General features: G+C 42.4%; 17 protein-coding genes. 12 read left to right on the top strand and 5 right to left on the bottom strand.

Annotated features, from left to right (window positions below):
* The first annotated feature begins 542 nt into the window (after positions 1–542).
* Positions 543–2,069, top strand: coding sequence for a fumarate hydratase (locus F894_RS03210; RefSeq protein ID WP_005245958.1), 1,527 nt, complete (start codon positions 543–545; stop codon positions 2,067–2,069).
* 72 nt (positions 2,070–2,141) lie between these two features.
* Here F894_RS03210 and F894_RS03205 read toward each other — a convergent pair whose 3' ends face one another.
* The 4 genes from F894_RS03205 to tig form a co-directional block, all read right to left on the bottom strand.
* Positions 2,142–2,858: a DUF2846 domain-containing protein gene (locus tag F894_RS03205; RefSeq protein WP_005245957.1), complete on the bottom strand. Its 717-nt coding sequence runs from the start codon at positions 2,856–2,858 to the stop codon at positions 2,142–2,144.
* A gap of 170 nt (positions 2,859–3,028) precedes the next feature.
* Complete coding sequence (gene clpX, locus F894_RS03200) at positions 3,029–4,339, bottom strand: ATP-dependent protease ATP-binding subunit ClpX (protein WP_004278407.1); 1,311 nt, start codon at positions 4,337–4,339, stop codon at positions 3,029–3,031.
* A gap of 29 nt (positions 4,340–4,368) precedes the next feature.
* The gene (gene clpP, locus F894_RS03195) at positions 4,369–4,974 is read right to left on the bottom strand and encodes an ATP-dependent Clp endopeptidase proteolytic subunit ClpP (protein ID WP_004647427.1); all 606 of its coding nucleotides are present in this window, start codon (positions 4,972–4,974) and stop codon (positions 4,369–4,371) included.
* A 194-nt stretch (positions 4,975–5,168) separates the two neighbouring features.
* Positions 5,169–6,500, bottom strand: a complete 1,332-nt coding sequence (gene tig / locus F894_RS03190) for a trigger factor (protein ID WP_004647426.1) — start codon at positions 6,498–6,500, stop codon at positions 5,169–5,171.
* A gap of 266 nt (positions 6,501–6,766) precedes the next feature.
* Here tig and F894_RS03185 point away from each other — a divergent pair, with 266 nt between their 5' ends.
* The 8 genes from F894_RS03185 (at position 6,767) to rdgB (ending at position 17,722) form a co-directional block, all read left to right on the top strand.
* The gene (locus F894_RS03185; RefSeq protein WP_005245956.1) at positions 6,767–9,022 is read left to right on the top strand and encodes a TonB-dependent receptor domain-containing protein; all 2,256 of its coding nucleotides are present in this window, start codon (positions 6,767–6,769) and stop codon (positions 9,020–9,022) included.
* A 314-nt stretch (positions 9,023–9,336) separates the two neighbouring features.
* Complete coding sequence (locus F894_RS03180) at positions 9,337–11,655, top strand: TonB-dependent receptor (RefSeq protein ID WP_005245954.1); 2,319 nt, start codon at positions 9,337–9,339, stop codon at positions 11,653–11,655.
* Between the two features lie 71 nt (positions 11,656–11,726).
* On the top strand, positions 11,727–12,410 hold the full coding sequence (locus F894_RS03175) for a Fe2+-dependent dioxygenase (protein ID WP_005107919.1): 684 nt from the start codon (positions 11,727–11,729) through the stop codon (positions 12,408–12,410).
* A 430-nt stretch (positions 12,411–12,840) separates the two neighbouring features.
* Positions 12,841–14,538: a 2-isopropylmalate synthase gene (gene leuA / locus F894_RS03170; protein WP_005245953.1), complete on the top strand. Its 1,698-nt coding sequence runs from the start codon at positions 12,841–12,843 to the stop codon at positions 14,536–14,538.
* A 112-nt stretch (positions 14,539–14,650) separates the two neighbouring features.
* Complete coding sequence (metX, locus tag F894_RS03165; protein ID WP_005245952.1) at positions 14,651–15,811, top strand: homoserine O-succinyltransferase MetX; 1,161 nt, start codon at positions 14,651–14,653, stop codon at positions 15,809–15,811.
* Positions 15,811–16,404 (top strand): methionine biosynthesis protein MetW, encoded by a 594-nt coding sequence (gene metW / locus F894_RS03160; RefSeq protein WP_004278415.1) that lies wholly within the window; start codon positions 15,811–15,813, stop codon positions 16,402–16,404. The genes metX and metW overlap by 1 nt, the downstream gene beginning before the upstream one ends.
* On the top strand, positions 16,401–16,991 hold the full coding sequence (locus F894_RS03155; protein ID WP_004647420.1) for a tetratricopeptide repeat protein: 591 nt from the start codon (positions 16,401–16,403) through the stop codon (positions 16,989–16,991). Before metW ends, F894_RS03155 begins: the two co-directional genes overlap by 4 nt.
* 104 nt (positions 16,992–17,095) lie before the next feature.
* Positions 17,096–17,722, top strand: a complete 627-nt coding sequence (gene rdgB, locus F894_RS03150) for an RdgB/HAM1 family non-canonical purine NTP pyrophosphatase (RefSeq protein ID WP_005245951.1) — start codon at positions 17,096–17,098, stop codon at positions 17,720–17,722.
* Between the two features lie 170 nt (positions 17,723–17,892).
* Here rdgB and F894_RS03145 read toward each other — a convergent pair whose 3' ends face one another.
* Complete coding sequence (locus tag F894_RS03145) at positions 17,893–18,774, bottom strand: AEC family transporter (protein ID WP_005245950.1); 882 nt, start codon at positions 18,772–18,774, stop codon at positions 17,893–17,895.
* Positions 18,775–18,959: 185 nt separating this feature from the next.
* On the opposite strand from F894_RS03145, the gene tatA reads away from it, so the two are divergent.
* Genes tatA through tatC form a run of 3 tightly spaced genes read left to right on the top strand, consistent with a single transcriptional unit; the run spans position 18,960 to position 20,383 of the window.
* Entirely contained in the window at positions 18,960–19,178 is a 219-nt protein-coding gene (tatA, locus tag F894_RS03140; protein ID WP_005245949.1) for a Sec-independent protein translocase subunit TatA, read from the top strand.
* Between the two features lie 9 nt (positions 19,179–19,187).
* Positions 19,188–19,610, top strand: coding sequence for a Sec-independent protein translocase protein TatB (gene tatB / locus F894_RS03135; RefSeq protein ID WP_005245947.1), 423 nt, complete (start codon positions 19,188–19,190; stop codon positions 19,608–19,610).
* A complete protein-coding gene (gene tatC, locus F894_RS03130; RefSeq protein WP_005245946.1) occupies positions 19,607–20,383 on the top strand; it encodes a twin-arginine translocase subunit TatC in 777 nt (258 codons plus the stop codon). Before tatB ends, tatC begins: the two co-directional genes overlap by 4 nt.
* The last annotated feature ends 130 nt before the right edge of the window (positions 20,384–20,513 follow it).

The following is a 20,513-nucleotide window of genomic DNA, read 5'->3' as shown; positions in this document are numbered from 1 at the left end:
AGATTTGAAGATTTGAAGATTTGAAGATTTGAAGATTTGAAGATTTGAAGATTTGAAGATTTGAAGATTTGAAGATTTGAAGATAGTGTAAATCAATAAAACCTTAAAATAGGAGAAAGAAGATAAGCTTAGGCTTGCTCTTCTTTCTGACCATACATCCAAGTTGCAGCGATATATACACAAAAACCAGCTGCCATCAAAATACCTGTAACCATTGTTAGGATCTCCTTTATTTGATAGCTGCATTATGTAAAAGTTTTATGACAGTTATATGACAATCTGGTTTTTATTAAATTTAAAATAAATAATAAAATTCAAATACTTAATATAATATCAGAAAAATTATGCGTATTTTTAATCTGAAATATGACACTGAATATGACAACTTGCTGTCATATTTGACCCATTGAATAGCTAAAGTCCTTGCTCAGATTGCTTAAACTATAAACTTTCGGCCAATGCTCGCCCAAAATGCCCACAACCCGATTCTTTTGTCTTATAATTTAGCCCGCTAGCTATCAGCCCGCTCAAGAGATATTTGTATGACAACTATTATCAAGCAAGATGACTTGATCACATCAGTTAAAGATGCGCTTCAGTTCATTTCTTATTATCATCCACAAGACTTTATCCAAGCGATGAGCAGTGCGTATGATCGTGAAGAGAACAAAGCTGCTAAAGATGCGATCGCACAAATCTTAATTAACTCACGCATGTGTGCAGAAGGCCACCGCCCAATCTGTCAAGATACCGGTATCGTCAACGTATTTGTTGAAGTGGGCATGGACGTTAAATTCGATTTAACCATGAGCCTGGATGATGCAATCAATGAAGGCGTACGTCAGGGTTATTTAGAAAACTCGAACGTGCTTCGCGCATCAGTTCTGGCTGATCCTGCATTTGGTCGTAAGAACACCAAAGACAACACTCCTGCCGTGATTTACCACAAGCTTGTGCCTGGTAATAAAGTAGATATCACTGTGGCAGCCAAAGGTGGCGGTTCAGAAAACAAATCTAAACTAGCAATGTTAAACCCATCTGATTCAATCGTGGATTGGGTACTGAAAACTGTTCCAACCATGGGTGCAGGCTGGTGTCCACCAGGTATGCTGGGAATCGGGATCGGTGGTACTGCTGAAAAAGCCATGATGCTTGCCAAAGAAGCATTGATGGAAGAGATCAACATGGACGAATTGCTCCGTCGTGGTCCACAAAGCAAAATGGAAGAGCTTCGTATCGAAATCTTCGAAAAAGTAAATGCTTTAGGTATTGGTGCACAAGGTCTTGGTGGTTTAACCACTGTTCTAGACATTAAGATCAAGGATTACCCATGTCATGCTGCTGGTAAGCCAGTCGGTATGATTCCGAACTGTGCTGCAACTCGTCATGCACACTTCCAGTTAGATGGTACAGGTGTTGCACACATTCAAGCACCTAAACTTGAAGACTACCCTGCTGTGACTTGGGATTCTTCATCTTCTAAACGTGTTGACCTTGACACGATTACCCAAGAAGAAATGAACTCTTGGAAACCAGGCGATACGCTGCTTCTTAACGGTACAATTTACACTGGCCGTGATGCTGCGCACAAACGCATGGTCGACATGCTGAATAATGGTGAAGAACTTCCTGTTGACCTTAAAGGCAAGTTTATCTACTACGTCGGTCCAGTCGATCCAGTCGGTGATGAAGTAGTTGGTCCTGCAGGTCCAACAACGGCTACGCGTATGGATAAATTCACACGCCAAGTCCTTGAAGCAACTGGCATGTTCGGCATGATCGGTAAAGCGGACCGTGGTCCTGCTGCCGTTGAAGCAATTAAAGATAACCAGGCGACTTACCTTATGGCTGTCGGTGGTGCTGCTTACTTAGTATCTAAAGCCATCCGTGAAGCTGAAGTGGTTGCCTTTGCTGACCTAGGCATGGAAGCGATCTACAAGTTTGTGGTAAAAGATATGCCGGTATCTGTAGCAGTTGATGTGAATGGTACTTCTATTCACGCGACAGCACCTAAAATCTGGCAAGCAAAAATTGGCAAGATTCCAGTAGTTGACGCTGCTGCGGGCTAATATTTTTACTACAATAAAAAAGCACCCTGAATGGGTGCTTTTTTATGATGTTTGCTCAAAAAAATGTCCAAACTACCAGGTACGTGGATCCCAAAGTTTAAAAGGTGCTTTCAGCTGTACATCTAATGATGGATCATAAGCAGTCGGTTCAATTTTTTGGGCTTTTTTACGAATCTGGCCAGTTTCTTGATCTTGTGCCACGAAGTTAAAGCTGTCTGATTTTAGCTGAGTAAAAGCAATTTCATTCAGGCCAACTTTTTCCGGCATCAGCATGAGCGGCCCGGAAACACTCCGGCGTGTACTGATATTCTCTTCATCATATTTAATAAAATAAGACTGTCCTGCTTCGAGAGTAAAATCCAGATATTTAGGCTTCTGGAAATGCAGCGCACCTAATGGCCGGCTGGTACTCAAACGATACGTCCCTGCAGGCACCTCAATCCAATAATAATGATTATGCAATAAGCTTGGAATATGCTCTTGATTAATAAATAGGCTGGCAGCAACAATTTCCTGACGGTTCCATCTGGAATCGGGCCGGTATAAATACACGATGGCGGCTTCATCATGCTGCGGTTTCACCACCTGAAACTGGTTGCCTTGCTTTTGATTGACCCAACCGCCAATGGTGAACATACCAATACGATGCTGCTCGACAAAGCCCGGTTTTTTTTCAAGATCGATATTTTTTAAAGTGCTGAGTGGCTGTGTAGGCTCAACGACGGCTTTCTTACCATGACACCCCAGCAATGCCAAACTGCTGATGAGTACAATTGCGACTCCACGCATGCTTATCCCTCACTGCGTCTTTATTCTTTTGTATGCAAGTGCTTTGCGATTTGTTTTTTATAAGTTTTAGGCATCCACGCCTAGTGAATCAGATTAACACCGAGCTTTATTTTTGGAAATAAAAAACGTGCGAAAACACGGAGTTTTCGCACGTTTCGGACGAATAGCAATTAAGCGGATTTGCTATTCACGACCTTTAAATCTATTTTTGTCGCAGTCTCTTGCTGATCATGTGGCTGACGCTCGGCACGGTATTCCGGCTCTGCTTCACCTTTAATCACGGCTTCATTGATGACGACAGTGCCGACATCGCTACGGCTTGGCAAGTCATACATGGTTTCCAGCAATGAATTTTCTAGGATCGAACGTAGACCACGTGCACCTGTATTACGCTCAACTGCTTTCTTAGCCACTGCACGTAATGCCGATTCTTCAAAAACTAGATCCACATCTTCCATATCAAACAGATGTTGATACTGACGGGTCAAAGCGTTCTTCGGCTCAGTCAGAATCTGCATCAGTGCTTCTTCATCCAACTCGTCTAAAGTGGCAATCACTGGCAAACGACCAATAAATTCTGGAATCAAACCAAATTTTACCAGATCAGTTGCTTCAACTTGACGGAACAAGTCGGACAGTTTCTTGGTTTCATCTTTTTTACGCACTTCTGCAGTAAAGCCGATGCCACCTTTTTCCTGACGCTGCTGCACAATTTTCTCAAGTCCTGAGAATGCACCACCACAGATAAACAGGATGTTCGAGGTATCAATCTGAATGAATTCCTGCTGCGGATGCTTACGTCCACCTTGTGGCGGAATTGATGCAACCGTGCCTTCAATCATTTTCAATAATGCTTGCTGAACCCCTTCACCTGATACATCACGTGTAATGGATGGGTTTTCAGACTTGCGGGTAATCTTGTCGATCTCATCGATATAGATAATGCCCTTTTGCGCTTTTTCGACATCGTAATCTGCTTTTTGCAAAAGCTTCTGTACGATGTTTTCTACATCTTCACCCACATAACCGGCTTCGGTCAGTGTCGTTGCATCTGCCATGGCAAATGGAACATCAAGAAGACGTGCCAGCGTTTGTGCAAGCAAGGTTTTGCCCGAGCCTGTCGGACCAACCAACATAATATTACTTTTTGAAAGCTCGACTGAATCATCAGCTTTCTTGCCATTATTTTGCACTTTCAAGCGCTTGTAATGGTTATAAACCGCAACTGACAAGGTTTTTTTCGCGACGTCCTGACCAATCACATATTGATCCAAGGCCGCACGAATTTCATGCGGTTTCGGCAAAGGACGATTGGCCCAGTCATTGGTTTCCACCTGCTGACTGGTTTGAACCAAATCTAAGCATACGTCCACACATTCGTTACAAATGTATGCGTCCTCGCCTGCAATCAGCTTCCCGACTTCAGACTGCGTTTTACCGCAAAATGAACAATGCTTTTGTCCTTGAGGATGTTCGGACATATTTACTCCACTATCTCAATCTTTAAAACTTATGGACGTTTAGTTAAAACTTCGTCCACAAGACCGTATTCTTTCGCTTGCTGAGCAGTCATAAAGTTGTCACGGTCTGTATCACGTGCAACTTTCTCGTAATCCTGACCGCTGTGTTCAGCCATTAAACGGTTTAAACGTTCTTTAATAAACAGGATTTCACGTGCATGAATTTCAATATCTGAAGCCTGGCCACGGAAACCACCCAATGGCTGGTGAATCATGACACGGGCATTTTCAAGGCAATAACGCTTGCCTTTGGTACCGGCATTCAGCAGGAATGCACCCATTGATGCTGCCTGACCCATGCAGTACGTTACGACATCAGGTTTGATAAACTGCATGGTGTCATAAATCGCCATACCTGCAGTTACCGAACCGCCTGGTGAATTGATATATAGATGAATATCTTTATCTGGATTTTCCGCCTCTAAAAACAACATTTGCGCAACGATCAGGTTCGCCATGTTGTCTTCAACTTCGCCCGTCATAAAAATTACACGTTCACGCAAAAGGCGTGAATAAATATCAAAAGAACGCTCACCACGAGAGGATTGTTCTACCACCATTGGCACTAAAGCGTTTTCAATCGTTGGAACATACATACGTTTATTTATTCCTAAATTTTTTGTGACCTAACCCATAATCACAATATGAGGGATAATCACTGAAATTGCAAAAAATTCGCCAACAAATCCATTATATTTTTTGCATTAGTTTTGTGAAAAACAGAAATGCTTTTTTCAGGCATCAATATGAAAAAAAGGCGCATTAAGCGCCTTTTTTATCGAAAGCTAAATTAGCCTTGTTGACGAGCTTGCTGCTCTTTCAATAAGTCTTCATAGCTTACAGTCGCATCAGTTACTTTAGCAGAAGCCAAAATGTAATCAACAACTTGGTCTTCTAGTACAACTGCTTCGATTTGGGCACGTTGTTGCGCATCGTTTTTGAAGTATTCAATTACTTCGTTTGGATCTTCATAAGAAGAAGCCATGTCTTCGATGTACGCTTCAACGCGTGCAGCATCTACTTCAATTTTCGCATCAGCTAAAACACGGCTTACAAGTACGCCAAGTTTTACAGATTTTTCAGCTTGTTCTTTGAACAATTCGTCTGGAAGCATGCTTGAATCAAATGCTTTCGCACCTTGAGCACCAAACTGCTGTGTGAACTGCTGGATCATTTGTTGACGTTGACGGTCAATTTCTTGAGCAAGCATAGCAGCTGGAAGTTCAACTTCGTTTGCAGCTACAAGTGCATCGAAAGTCGCGCCTTTAACCTGGTTGCGAAGGCCATTCTTCACTTCACGTTCCATGTTTTTACGAACGTCAGCTTTTAACTTCTCAACGCCTTCTTCTTCAGATACACCGAAGATTTTCAGGAATTCAGCATCGATTTCTGGAAGTTTTTGCTTTTCAACAAGCTTCACAGTGATTTTGAATTGAGCTTGTTTACCAGCAAGGTTTTCAGCTTGGTAGTCTTCAGGGAAAGTTACATCAATCACTTTCTCTTCGCCTTTCTTCATACCAACGATACCGTCTTCGAAGCCAGGGATCATACGACCAGAACCAAGTACTAGTTTGAAGTCTTCTGCAGAACCGCCTTCAAATTTTTCGCCGTCGATTGAACCTTCAAAATCAAAAGTTACTTGCATGTCTTTTTTAGCCATGCCTTTTGTTTCAGCCCAAGCAGCACGTTGTTTTTGAAGATTTTCAATCATCTTCTCAACGTCTTTGTCATTTACTTCAGCTGCTTTACGCTCAACTTCCAAACCGTCGAATTTCACTTCGATTTCTGGATAAACTTCAACAGTCGCTGTATATACCAGCGCGTCGTCTTTCATTTCAGTTTTTTCGATGTTTGGCATGCCCACAGCATTGATTTTTTCTTGCTGGATCGCTTCGAAAACTGTGTCACGAATAATATCGTTTACTACTTCTTGGTAGATACCCGCGCCGTATTCACGACGAACTACGTTTACAGGCACTTTACCTGGACGGAAGCCGTTGATCTTCGCAGTTTTAGCAGTGCGCTTTAAACGAGCTTCAAATTGCTCATTAATACGGCTCGTCGGTACAGAAACATTTAAACGACGGGCAACGCCCGAAACCGCTTCAGAAGTTACTTGCATGGCTTCCTCTATATATTAGGTTATAACAGGTTTATAAAAATGTGCCACATTATATGACAACATTTAAGGATATACAAAAAATACGCGCGAGTTCCAGTTTTTAAGCCCTTTTTTCACTTGAATTGCCACCTTTCCAGATACCTAGTCAACCCAATTTAAATAGAGAAAATGTATATTTTTATTGCAAATGATAAATACTATCATTAATATCCAGTTTCTTATTTGAGCAACAATACTAATTTATTCTTCGGTTCGGGAATCTGGTCATGCATAGTTTTAGTCTTCGTCCACTTACATTGGCAATTCTTGGGGTTACAGCAACATCTACTTTTGCAGAGACTGTGAACGAGACAGCGACTCCTACAACAACACATCAAATGTCTACGATTGTGGTTTCAGCGGCGGGTTTTGAACAAGATATTAAAAATGCGCCTGCTTCAATTAGTGTAGTAACCGCAGAAGAATTAAAGAAAAAAGGTATTACCAGTATTGCAGATGCGCTCAGTGAAGTACCAGGTGTCGACGTACGAAATGGCCAAGGCAAAACTGGTGGTTTAAATATCCAAATGCGTGGTCTGAATCAATCTTACACTCTTATTTTGATCGATGGTCAGCGTCAGAATACTTCTGGTTCAATTGGTCCAAATGGTTTTGGTGAATTTAGTACAAGCTTTATGCCACCATTAGCTTCTATTGAACGTATTGAAGTCATTCGTGGTCCTATGTCTACCCTTTATGGTTCTGATGCCATGGGCGGTATCATTAATATTATTACCAAGAAAGTTGCATCAGAATGGAATGGTAACGTTTCTGTTGAACAGAATATTCAAGAAAATTCTGATATTGGTAATAACTGGAAAACCAGTGCAGTTGTTAATGGTCCAGTGATTCAAGATAAACTTGGTATACAAGTACGTGGCGAGTTTTTCCACCGCGATCAATCAGATCGACTTGTTACCCCCGCAAAAACTATTGATGAAGGTAGCCAAGGTCGTGACCCACGTACAGTAGAAGCAAATAATTATGCTGTGGGTACAAAACTTACGCTAAATGTAAATGATAATGTCTCTACTTGGGTAGACTTTGATCATGCTAAACAACGTTTTGATAATAGTGATGCCCGTTTAGGTGAACTTTACGAATTCAACCGTACGACAGGTTTACCATCAGGAATTGGTTCATATAAAGACGAGATCAAATTCTTAAGAGATCGTATTTCTGCAGGTGTAGATGCTGAGCTTAGCTTAGGTCAATGGAAAACATTTGCAAACTATGTTTCTTCTGAACAAGAAGGCCGTCGTCTTCCAAAAGGAAATGTACCTGAATACAATTATTATTCAGATGGTACACAAGATCGTATTTTAGAAAATAAAGACCTAACCGTTGATTCTCGTATTATTTCAACACTTGGCAACCATAAACTTACAGCTGGTGTTGAATATAAAGATGGTGAAACCATCGATAACTCAGCAGGTAATGGAGTTGCTTTTAAACAAGATTCTTGGTCTGTGTTCGCTGAGGATGAATGGAATCTAACGGATTCTCTTGCATTCACTTTCGGTGGTCGCTACGAAGACCATAGTGCTTTTGGTGGTCACTTTACACCTCGCGCATATTTAGTTTGGAACACCAATGATCAGTTGATTTTAAAAGGTGGTATAAGTACTGGCTATAAAGTTCCAACAGCGAATGACCTTCATAATGGAATCAATGGTTTTAGCTCACAAGGCCGAAACGTGACTTTGGGCAACCCAGATCTTAAGCCTGAAGAAACCACAAACTATGAACTTGGTTTCGTTTACGACAACTTGTCTAATTTCTCTTTAGCTACCACTGCGTTCTTTACTCAGTTTAAAGATATTATCATCAGTGATGCACGCGTCGTTGAAAACTGTTTATGGGCAGGTCGCCCAACAGGACAAGCACCTGCAAACAACTGCATGACTGTAGGCAGTTTTGATAATCAGCAAAACTTTAGCTTTAAAGGCAATGCAGGCGAAGCTGAAAGCTACGGTGTGGAACTTAGTGCTAAATATGAAATTTCTCCAAGCTTTGATGTAAAAGCAAACTATACTTGGTTAGAGTCTGAAATTACCGAAGGTGAAAATAAAGGTAATCCTATTGAAAATACACCTCGTCACGCTTTGAACTTCACAGGAACTTGGTATGTGAATGATAAGTTCACTACCTGGTTAGAAGCTGAATATAAATCTGACCGTGTACGTTTCATAGATCCTGATTTAAGCGATGTCAATGTAAGTCGTGAAATTGATGCTGTCGGCAATAAGTTAAAAGCCTATGAGCTATTTAATTTAGGTGCATCTTATAAAGTCAACAATCAAGTTACTGTTTCAGGTCGTGTGAATAACTTATTGAACAAAGACTTTGGCGACTATAAGTCATTTATTAATAGTGATAACGAAGTTGAAAATGCTTTCCTATATACTAAAACGACGAGTGGTTTAGCGGGTACTTATATTCCAGACCGTAACTACTGGCTATCTGTTTCATATGACTTCTAATATTTAAGTGAAAGTTATTTAAAACCCTGCCCTGGCAGGGTTTTTTATTATCGCTAGGTTAGTACTCCACGAAAAATCCCTAATTTATGTCCCTTTATAGACATCATTATTCTCAATAAAAATTTAATAATCAGATTAATTTTTCAATATTTATTAAAATCAAAAACTTAAGTAGATATTGTTATATCATTACATTTAAAAACTCATTTAATATTTTCTTAAAGATCATGAATTCCCATGATAAAAAGATAAAAATAAAAACAAGAATCATTATTATTCGCATACATTTTTAGCATTCATTTATTAGGTTTAACATGACCTTCATTAAAACACGTAAAAAAATCGTTTCCTCTGCAATTGTTTCATCTTTATCAATGGTAGCTGGATCTGCGATGGCAGAAGAACAGGTGATCCAGTTAGAGACTATTCATCAAGAGGTCAAAGCTGAACAAGCACCTAGCTTAAAAGTAGATCAATCTGCGAATAGCAAATTTGTTGCGCCTTTACTCAACACCCCCAAGTCAGTTTCAGTGATTTCAAAACAGCTGATTGCAGATACACAAGTGACGACTTTAGCTGATGCACTACGTACAGTTCCGGGGATTACCTTGGGCGCAGGTGAAGGTGGTAACCCAAACGGTGACCGTCCATTTATTCGCGGTTATAACTCTGAAAGTTCCATGTATGTGGACGGTGTTCGTAATTCCACTTCACAAAACCGTGAAATGTTTGCGGTAGAACAAGTTGAAGTGACCAAAGGTTCTGCTTCTGCCATGGGCGGTGCAGGCACCACTGGCGGTAGCATTAACATGATTTCTAAAGTCGCTAAAGCGGGCAATTTTCTAGAAGGTTCGGTCGCTGGCGGCACAGATAATTATCAACGTATTACTTTAGATGGCAACAAAGATTTTGGTAATGGTATTGCTGCACGTGTTGCAGTCATGGGGCATCAAAATGAAAAAGCAGGCCAGAAAGACGGTGCAGAATATAAACGTGCCGGGATTGCACCGAGTATTAGCTTTGGTCTGGACACCCCTACTCGCGGAACTTTAAGTTATTACTATCTAAAAACCGATGACACACCAGATTCAGGTATTCCTTATAACAACCCATTTGCGCTCACAAATGCAAATGTAGGATTGAATGGCAACGGCAAGCCAATTGATATTAAACAAGGTCAATACTATGGCTGGAAAGATCGTGACTTCCAGAAACAGGAAAATCAGTCAGGAATGCTTAAATTAGAACATGATCTGACGGACAACTTAACCATTAGCAATACGGCAGTGTATAACACGTCTAAAAATGATTACCTGTGGACTAACCCAGATGACTCAAGAGGCAATTTCTTACTGAATGACAATGTCTGGGCACGTGCCAACTCACGTGTAGCAGATACTGATGCTTTTACCGACCAACTTGCTTTAACCGGTAAATTTAATACAGGCATGCTTAAACATAGTTTTAACCTGGGTGCCGAATATTCAGATCAGGAAACTGATCGTACGCAATATATTATTAATGGCCTAAATGCGACAGGTAGCGCGTATGCTGCTTGTGGTGATGTCACCAATATTGCATCAGGTTGGTGTACTTCTGTACAGAACCCTAACCGTGCTCCATGGACAGGTACATTAAGTACCAATGGTGCTGACCGTTACAATATCGAGAGCAAATCAAAGTCTGTTTATTTCCTGGATAGTATTGAATTCACCCCTCAGTGGCTTTTAGATTTGGGCGTTCGTTGGGATGACTACTCAACTGAGCAAACCATGACTTATGGTGCACGAAATAATGCAGTTACTGGTGCAAACAATACACCGATTACAGCAAGTGCTGGCGATCAAGTGACGATTAAAAATGATAAAGATTTCATCAACTATCAAGCCGGTCTTACTTTTAAACCAGTTGAAAATGGCAGCATCTATGCAAGTTATGCGACTTCGTCTAATCCAGTCGGTGTAGATGGTGGCGATGGTTCTGAAGGGATTACAGCTGCAATCAATAATCTTAAACCTGAAGAAGTCCGCACCATGGAGTTAGGAACCAAATGGGATGTCTTGAATGACAAGCTCAACCTGACTGCAGCTATTTTCCGTACGGAAAAAACCAATACTCGTGCGACCGGAGATGATGGCACCACAAGTAATATTGGTGAAACTCGTGTCGATGGTATTGAGCTTGGTGTAAATGGCAACATCACGGATAAATGGGCTGTATCTGCGGGTTATACTTATTTGGACAGTGAGTTAGTTGATGGTGGTTATGAAAATATTGGCACTACAGCAGCTCCAATCTACATTTCCAATAGAAGTAATGGCAATCAGGTTCAAAACGTTGCGAAAAACAGTGCAACCCTTTGGACTACTTATGCAGTAACTTCTGCTTTAACTCTAGGTGCTGGTGCCGTCGCAATGGACAAAGTCTATGGTAATGCTACTAATACCAAATATGTTCCAGGCTATGTTCGCTATGATGCCATGGCGCGTTATAACGTGAATGAAAACGTTGATTTGCAATTAAACCTCAACAACCTGTCTGATGAACGTTACTTCACAAAAGCCTATTCATCTCATTATGCGACCGAAGCAGAAGGCCGTAGTGCAGTGTTAGCAGTCAACTTTAAATATTAATTCAATGCAACCGCATAGCCTCCTGATGGGGGCTATGTTATTTTTAAAATACGATTATTCAGGGGTTTCCAGTGCTGCATCATATTCCAAATGTACTGAGCAAAGAACAGGTGCAATATTTCCGTGAGGAGATGAATAAGATTGAGTGGGTTAATGGCAAGGTCACTGCTGGCACACTCTCTGCCACCGTGAAACAGAATCAGCAATTACCTGAAGATCATCCGCTCACTAATCATCTCAGCAATATTATTTTAGAATCTCTAGGACAACATCCACTATTTTTATCAGCAGCGATTCCACTGGATATTATTCCCCCGCTTTTTAACCGCTATGAAAATAATGAAGCCTTTGGTTTTCATGTCGATAATTCGATTCGTCGTATTCGCGGCAGCAATGAACGCCTCAGAACGGATTTATCCTGTACGGTTTTTTTAAGTGAGCCGGAAGAATATGTCGGTGGTGAACTGGTGGTCGAAGACACTTACGGTTATCACGAAGTAAAATTGCCTGCCGGCGATATGATTCTGTATCCGTCGACCAGCCTGCATGAAGTCACGCCAATCACTTCCGGTTGCCGAATTGCTTCATTTTTTTGGGTACAAAGCATGATCCGTGATGATGCAGAACGGCATATGCTGTTTAATCTGGATCAGAGTATTCAAAACCTGAGAATGCAGCTGGGTGATCAGCATGCAGAAGTTATAAAACTGACCAACCTATATCATAATTTAATGCGTAAATGGGCTGAACTTTAAAAGATGCCCTGACGTCAATGATCTTTGGAAATCACTAGATTTATTTTTTCTCAAAATATACTGCGTTATGGCACTATTGAACGTAATAAATAACGCATTATGTTCAAATTAAGAAAATATAAAATACAATATTTAAAATAATTGAAAATATTTCTCACTCCTTAAACTTTATAAGAAAATCTTTATTACCATACGACTAAAATCCATAAAAATAGCAAAAACTTTTCGGGATAAGTGGATTAAACTTTAAATTATAAGTAAGGCATTTAGTGCATTTGGTGAAGCTAAACCACCAATATTTAGACCATATTTCAGGTTTAAACCAGACTGTCACTAAATACCCAAGATGAATAGACAAAATCTATGTCGCTGACCCACGCACCGCTTTAACCAAGATTACGGTACCCAAGTCAGCATAAGGAGCTCTCTCATGATGTTGGCTGATCCAAGTAAAAAATACCGTCGCATGTATCAACGTGTGGACTTACCAGACCGTCAATGGCCGAACAACGAAATCAATAAAGCGCCAATCTGGATGAGTACCGACCTGCGTGACGGTAACCAAGCGATCTTTGAGCCAATGAACATGGAGCAAAAATTCAAGATGTTCCAGATGTTGGTCAAAATCGGTTTCAAGCATATTGAAATCGGCTTCCCGTCTGCATCGCAAATTGACTTCGATTTCACCCGTAAATTGATTGAAGAAGGTCATATTCCAGATGACGTTTATATCGAGGTATTGGTTCAGGCACGTGATCATTTGATTCAACGTACCTTTGAATCTTTACAAGGCGCAAAACGTGCCATTGTACATATCTATAATTCCAACTCGCCGACATTCCGCAACAAAGTCTTAAATGTTGATGTAGAAGGTGCAAAACAGTTAGCCATTAATGCTGCACAGAAAGTAAAAGAATATGCCGCAAAACAGCCGGAAACTGAATTTATCTTCCAGTACAGCCCGGAATGTTTTACTGCAACCGAATTAGAAGTTGCAAAAGATGTCTGCGATGCCGTCACTGAAATCTGGGAAGCATCACCGACCAATAAAGTCATTTTGAACTTGCCTGCAACCGTAGAAGTTTCAGGACCACACATCTATGCCGATCAAATCGAATGGATGCACCGTAACATTCAGCGTCGTGACGGCGTAATCATTTCTGTGCATTGTCATAATGACCGTGGCTGTGGCATTGCTGCTTCTGAATTGGCGATTATGGCCGGTGCTGACCGGGTTGAAGGCTGTGTGTTTGGGAACGGTGAACGTACCGGTAACGTCGACGTGGCTGCGATTGCCTTGAACATGTATACCCAAGGTGTAGCACCAAACTTAGACTTCTCCAACATCAATGAAATCATTGCGACTGTGGAAGAATGTACCGGTTTACCTGTGCACCCGCGTCATCCATATGCTGGTGATTTGGTCTTCACAGCATTCTCGGGTTCGCATCAGGATGCCATCAAAAAAGGTTTCGAGTTCCAGAAAAACGAAGAAATCTGGGATATGCCGTACTTGCCAATCGACCCGAAAGATTTGGGCCGTGACTATGACGCCGTGATCCGTGTGAATTCACAATCAGGTAAAGGTGGTATTGCCTACTTGTTAGAATCCAACTACAACGTGATTTTGCCGCGTCGTTTACAGATTGAATTCTCTCAGATCGTACAAAAGCGTACCGATGAGCAAGGCACTGAAATCAGTGCGACTGAAATCTGGAAGTTGTTCAAAGAAACTTATGTGGATGCTAAAAACGTTCACTATTCTGCGAAAAACTACAAATTGTCGGATGACAATGGCAATCAGGTGATTGAGCTTGATCTTGAAATTGACGGTCAGTCACGTCGTGTTCGCGGTGAAGGCAATGGTCCAATTTCTGCGATTTTGGATGCACTTCATTTGCCGATTGACGTGGTGAACTATGAAGAGCGCAGCATCAGTTCAGGTGCTCATGCCAAAGCCTTGGCCTTGATCGAACTTCAAGTGAAAGGTACTGGTAAATCTGCCTTTGGTGCCGGGGTACATGACAACATCGTGACCTCTTCTATCGAAGCAATTATTGCCTCGACCAACCGTCTGATTGATCAGGGTGTTTTAAGCACTGATCAGGTGATTGCTGCTGCGGTCTAAACGGCGGTATTAGAATTTGCGATAATTCATAGCACTAAAATGACTTTAGAAGGATACCGGCAAATGGTATCCTTTTATTATTCATACTAAAGATTTAAGGCGAATCCTCCCCGTGTCTTTTCCAGCTGACTCAGTGGGCATTATTGTCCCACAAAAGTTCCAATTTGAAGAGCCGTTAGAGCTTGAATGCGGTCGCATCCTCCCACGTTTTGAACTGATGGTTGAAACTTATGGCGAACTCAATGCCGATAAGTCCAATGCCATTCTGATTTGTCATGCCCTTTCCGGTCATCACCATGCTGCTGGCTATCATCATGAAGATGATAAAAAAGCCGGCTGGTGGGATTCATGTATTGGTCCCGGCAAAGCTATTGATACGTCAAAATTCTTTGTGGTTTCACTGAATAATATTGGTGGCTGTAGCGGCTCTACCGGCCCAACCTCACCCAATCCTGAAAATGATAATCGTCCGTATGGTCCTGATTTTCCACTAGTTACAGTTCGCGACTGGGTCAAAACCCAAGCCCTGCTCTCTGATCGTTTAGGAATTGATACCTGGGATGCCATCATTGGCGGTTCACTGGGTGGCATGCAGGCATTGCAATGGTCAGTGGATTATCCAAACCGTTTAAGAAAATGCGTGATTATTGCCAGCGCTCCAAAGCTTTCTGCACAGAATATTGCCTTTAACGAAGTGGCACGTCAGTCGATTTTGTCAGACCCGGATTTCCATAATGGTCGTTATCTGGAAAATGACAGCTATCCAAAACGTGGTCTGATTCTGGCGCGTATGGTCGGTCATATTACTTACCTGTCCGAAGAAGCCATGAAACAGAAATTTGGCCGCGATTTGAAATCAGGCAAATTTATGTATGGTTTCGATGTCGAATTCCAGGTCGAAAGCTATCTGCGTTATCAGGGTGAGCAGTTCAGCCGTAACTTCGATGCCAATACCTATCTGATCATGACCAAAGCGCTGGATTACTTTGATCCGTCGCGTGAATATGAACAGTCGCTCAAAAAAGCCATGGCCAATACCCAGTGCAAATTCCTGGTGGTGTCATTCACGACTGACTGGCGTTTTACTCCTGCCCGCTCACAGGAAATCGTGGATGCTTTAATTAGCAACCATAAACCTGTGAGCTATCTGGATATTGATGCCGAACAGGGTCATGACTCTTTCCTGTTCCCTATTCCGCTCTATGTAAAATCTTTGCGTGCATTCCTGGGTGGTGAAGAACACCTGAAAGCAGCACCAAAGGAGGCCGTATAATGCGTATCGATCAACAACTCGCTGAAAAGTGGATCAAGCCCGGTTCTAGCGTACTCGACCTCGGGTGTGGCGACGGTGAACTGCTGGCACAAATGAGTAAAAAGCACGATATTCGTGCATACGGATTAGAAATTGATCAGGAAAAGATTGCAATTGCGGTCAGTCGCGGGTTAAATATCATCCAGCAGGACTTAAACCTCGGTTTAAGCCGTTTTGCCGACCAGTCTTTTGACAATGTGGTCATGGCACAAGCTTTGCAGGCTGTAGATGCACCTGACGTATTATTGCGTGATATGGTGCGTGTGGGGAAACAGGCCATTATTACCTTTCCGAACTTTGCACATTGGAAGACCCGGTCTTTCTTGGCAATCAAAGGGAGAATGCCGGTTTCTGAAGCCTTGCCGTATATGTGGTATAACACCCCGAATATCCACTTATGTACATTTCGTGATTTTGAAGCACTTTGTGCGGAAAATAATATCAAAATTATTAATCGACTCGCTGTGAACGGGAATCAAGAAGATAGTTTGCTGAGCAAGCATCTCCCTAATCTATTTGGTGAAGTCGCAATTTATCGAGTGAGCGCGCTATGAAAAAATTATTATTAAGTACGACGCTACTGGCGGGACTTTTTGGCATGCAAGCCCATGCAGATTATGTTGCACCTAGTCCATCTGTTGCCAGTCAAGCGGCTCAGTATTCCATCATGGATATCAACAGTCTGACCAAAGCAGCGAAAGCTGGTCAGGCCGGTGCACAGTTTTATTTGGCCACCAAATACCAGTATGGTAAAGACATCCAGAAAGATGAACGACAGGCCTTTGCCTGGTATAAAGCTGCTGCGGATCAAGGTCTGGCAGTTGCACAGCTGAATGTTGGCCGTATGCTGGCCGATGGCATTGGCACCAGAAAAGATGAAGCGCTGGCACGTCAGTATTTTGAAAAAGCGGCTAGCCGTGGCGATAACCGTGCCAGCTTTAACCTGGCAATGATGGAAGAGAAAAAGAAAAACTATATGGGCGCTTACCAGTGGTATGAACTTTCTACCCGTGATGGCATGCTCGACAATAAGGTGATTACGCTGTCGGAAGGCAGAAAAACTGCCTTGGCGGCGAATTTAACCCAAGAGCAGATCCGACAGGCGCGTGATCGTGCCGACAGATGGATTCAGGCACAATAAGCTGAATGGTATAAATAGCACCTTCGGGTGCTTTTTTATTGCCGCAAATTCTTCATCCATTGCTAAAATAGCGCCCATTCTTTATCTAATAATGAGTTTTTGACATGGCTGCAACTGACTGGTTATCCCAAGGCACACTGGTATTGGCAAGTAATAACAAAGGTAAAATTGCCGAGTTTGAAAAACTGTTTGCCGAGCTACAACTGCCGGTTGAAGTCGTGGCCCAGGGCAAGTTGAATATCGAAGATGCGATCGAAGATGGTCTAAGCTTTGTAGAAAATGCGATTATTAAGGCTCGACATGCTTCTAAAATTTCCGGAAAACCTGCTATTGCAGATGATTCAGGCATTTGTGTGCCAGTTCTTGGCGGCGCTCCCGGCATTTACTCGGCTCGTTATTCCGGTGAGCATGGCAACGATGCCGCCAATAATGAAAAACTGCTGGCCGATCTCAAACCCTTACGCCAAGATGGTGAAGTGATTGAGGGCATGTTTGTTTGCGTACTGGCACTGGTTCAACATGCCGAAGATCCCTTACCGCAAGTCTTTCAGGGTATCTGGCACGGGGAAATTCTGGAAGCTGCGCGTGGTGAAAATGGTTTTGGCTATGACCCGTTGTTCTGGTTACCGGAACTCGGAATTTCCAGTGCAGAAATGAGTAAGGAAGAGAAAAATAAAATCAGTCATCGTGGACAGGCGATGCAGTTGTTTAAGAAGAGTTTGGAGAAGTAAGTTCCTCCTCTCACCCCAGCCCTCTCCCTTTGGGAGAGGGCTGGGGTGAGAGATTTTTAAAATACACCTCTCCCTAACCCTCTCCTTTAAGGAGAGGGAAAATCATTCTTCTAAAGCTTTTACATCCTCTCTAACTCTCGCCCTAAGGGCAAGAGGACCTTTTTATGTTTTTATAATCCTGGCATCAACGCATGCATGATTACCCCATATAGAGCAATCAAGATCGCACTGGCCAAAGTTCCCGAAGCAATATATTTGGCGGAATGGCCCGTTCCCTGATAATGGGTTTCCAGCGCTACAATATTGGCTGCAGGAGGCAATAAAAAGAACATCAGCATTACAGCATAAGTCAGCGTCTGCTGCGGAATAGGTAAATAATAATAGGCGACAACACACAGCAAAACCGCAAACAGTCCTCTATAAAAAATCAGTTGCAGACTACACATTAAATCGAAGCGGCTGATCCGCACATTACTTAGCCACATCCCCAGCACACACATGCCACTAAAAGTGACCAGCACTTTATTGGCTTGATACAGCATCTCCACCCAAGCGACTTGCTGCCAGTGACTCAAATCCCAAAATGATAATAGTGCTGCTACTGACAATGCCACCACTGGCGGTGAGAGCAGGACATTTTTTAAAATATAGCCACTATCTTGTCTGGCTTCACTGACTGCCATCACCGCACAGACATTGCCAAACAAGGAACCACCGATGTACAGCGCCACCACGGTACTGGTCGCTTGCGGGCCAAAAACTGCCAGTGCAAAAGGAATCCCCAGCCATGCCCCATTTAAATAACTCAGGCATAAGGCACGCAGTTTATTTTTCAAGGTGAAATAAAATAGGGCAAAGAACAGACAGGAACAGAAAAAGCTGAAGGCAATCAGCCACAAACTGCCCTCTTGGTAAAACACCATGTTGTAGATAATCAGTACTGGAATCAGTACTCGGGCCAATAAAGACGCCAAGAGAGGTCGAACTGGTTTTAAATATTGCACCCCCCAATAACCGATCAGAAAAGACAGGAGGGGAAGAATTAAGGCCATGACAATGCTGCTGAGATTTCCATATCAAGCTGTATGCTAGCACAGCTTAGTTTTTCTCAAATGATAGAATTTTTGATCTGAGTGATTCATACACTGCTACTGTTTCGGCAAACTGTCATCAAAGCGTCACCGCGCTGTCATACAAGCCTGCTGAGATAGGTGCATGAAATATAGAGGATAAAATAATGGCAGGATTATCAATTTGGCATGTGCTGATTTTTGCAATTGTGGTGATTTTATTGTTCGGTACATCAAAACTTAAAAATCTGGGTAAAGACGTCGGCGGCGCGATTAAAGACTTTAAAAAATCAGTCAAAGATGAAGAGGCAGAACAAGCTCAGCTTGCAGAGCCACGCACCATTGATGCTCAGGTCAAAACTCCTGAACATTCGGTTAAAAGTTAAGAGTTCGCTATGCTCAATATTGGAATGACCGAGCTGCTGATTTTCGGGATTATTTCGCTTTTGGTTCTTGGGCCAGATAAGCTTCCGGAAGCAGTACGTTTTGTCGGAACATGGTACGGCAAGATCAAGCGTATGGTGAGCAATGTTCAGAATGATCTTGATCGTGAATTGCGCCTGTCTGAGCTACGTGAACAGATGCAGGCTGAAATGCAGCGGATTCAGGAACTGGAGGCCAAGATGCAGGCACAAGTGGCTAATTTGCAGCAGCCGATTGTAAGCGATGAAGTAAAAATAAAATCGCAAGCTGTCCAGCCCTTGCTCAGCTATCAGCCGGTGATACAGCCTGTATCACCCGTGTATTTACCCAAGCCTACAGCAATTCAAACCGTGATTTCCGAACAACGCTATACAGAAATGAAGGTGGCCGTATGACATCCTTGCCGACCACACCAGCCTCAAATGAGGCTGCAACGCTGAATCTTGAACAGATGCCGATTACCCAGCATTTGATCATCTTAAGAAAGCATCTGTTTAAAGTCGTTGCTGTCCTGATTGGCCTGTTTTTCTGCTTATTACCCTTTGCCAATCAGACTTACCAAGGGTTGTCCGAACCCTTGCGTGCACAGCTACCTGCCAGCTCAACCATGATTGCCACAGATGTCACTGCAACCTTCATGGCACCGTTTAAGCTGAACTTCTTTGTCGCGCTGATGATTGCGATGCCGTTTATCCTGTATCAGCTCTGGACCTTTATTAAGCCTGCGCTGTATGCCAAGGAAAAGAGCCTGGCCTTGCCGCTTCTGATCGGCAGTATCGTGCTGTTTTATACCGGCATCAGCTTTGCCTACTTTGTGACATTGCCCTCAATTCTGCATTTTTTTATCAGTGTTTCGCCGGAAACTGTGGCACCGATGACCGACATTAACAGTTATCTCAGCTTCTGTTTAAAGCTGTTTCTGGTCTTTGGTTTTACCTTTGAAATTCCTATTATTACCCTGGTTCTGATCTTGATTGGCGCAGTTTCGACACAGACTCTGGTAGAGAAACGGCGCTTTATTATTGTGGGCTGCTTCTTTGTAGCGATGTTTGTCACCCCTCCGGATGCCCTGTCGATGATCATGCTGGCTGTCCCGATGTGGCTACTGTTTGAACTGGGTTTGCTGGCAGGGAAACTGATTGAGAAACGTCGTTTAAAGACCGAATAATAATAACCATCCAAAACAAAAAAAATATCAACTTACTCAGGCAGCTCTGGCTGTCTTTTTGTTTTTAATTTTAAATAAAATACTGATTTATTTAATTTTATTGAAACAATTCTTTCACTTCCCTGTCATT

It is taken from the genome of Acinetobacter sp. CIP 51.11, assembly GCF_000369665.1.
Lineage (GTDB): Bacteria > Pseudomonadota > Gammaproteobacteria > Pseudomonadales > Moraxellaceae > Acinetobacter > Acinetobacter lwoffii_S.
This window is presented reverse-complemented; position numbering and strand designations above follow the sequence as displayed.

What these genes read in the sequence shown, in the direction of transcription:
- F894_RS03210 (WP_005245958.1), top strand. Translation starts at nt 543, where the DNA reads ATGACAACTATTATCAAGCAAGATGACTTGATCACATCAGTTAAAGAT.
- F894_RS03205 (WP_005245957.1), bottom strand. Translation starts at nt 2,858, where the DNA reads ATGCGTGGAGTCGCAATTGTACTCATCAGCAGTTTGGCATTGCTGGGG.
- clpX (WP_004278407.1), bottom strand. Translation starts at nt 4,339, where the DNA reads ATGTCCGAACATCCTCAAGGACAAAAGCATTGTTCATTTTGCGGTAAA.
- clpP (WP_004647427.1), bottom strand. Translation starts at nt 4,974, where the DNA reads ATGTATGTTCCAACGATTGAAAACGCTTTAGTGCCAATGGTGGTAGAA.
- tig (WP_004647426.1), bottom strand. Translation starts at nt 6,500, where the DNA reads ATGCAAGTAACTTCTGAAGCGGTTTCGGGCGTTGCCCGTCGTTTAAAT.
- F894_RS03185 (WP_005245956.1), top strand. Translation starts at nt 6,767, where the DNA reads ATGCATAGTTTTAGTCTTCGTCCACTTACATTGGCAATTCTTGGGGTT.
- F894_RS03180 (WP_005245954.1), top strand. Translation starts at nt 9,337, where the DNA reads ATGACCTTCATTAAAACACGTAAAAAAATCGTTTCCTCTGCAATTGTT.
- leuA (WP_005245953.1), top strand. Translation starts at nt 12,841, where the DNA reads ATGATGTTGGCTGATCCAAGTAAAAAATACCGTCGCATGTATCAACGT.
- metW (WP_004278415.1), top strand. Translation starts at nt 15,811, where the DNA reads ATGCGTATCGATCAACAACTCGCTGAAAAGTGGATCAAGCCCGGTTCT.
- F894_RS03155 (WP_004647420.1), top strand. Translation starts at nt 16,401, where the DNA reads ATGAAAAAATTATTATTAAGTACGACGCTACTGGCGGGACTTTTTGGC.
- rdgB (WP_005245951.1), top strand. Translation starts at nt 17,096, where the DNA reads ATGGCTGCAACTGACTGGTTATCCCAAGGCACACTGGTATTGGCAAGT.
- F894_RS03145 (WP_005245950.1), bottom strand. Translation starts at nt 18,774, where the DNA reads ATGGCCTTAATTCTTCCCCTCCTGTCTTTTCTGATCGGTTATTGGGGG.
- tatA (WP_005245949.1), top strand. Translation starts at nt 18,960, where the DNA reads ATGGCAGGATTATCAATTTGGCATGTGCTGATTTTTGCAATTGTGGTG.
- tatB (WP_005245947.1), top strand. Translation starts at nt 19,188, where the DNA reads ATGCTCAATATTGGAATGACCGAGCTGCTGATTTTCGGGATTATTTCG.
- tatC (WP_005245946.1), top strand. Translation starts at nt 19,607, where the DNA reads ATGACATCCTTGCCGACCACACCAGCCTCAAATGAGGCTGCAACGCTG.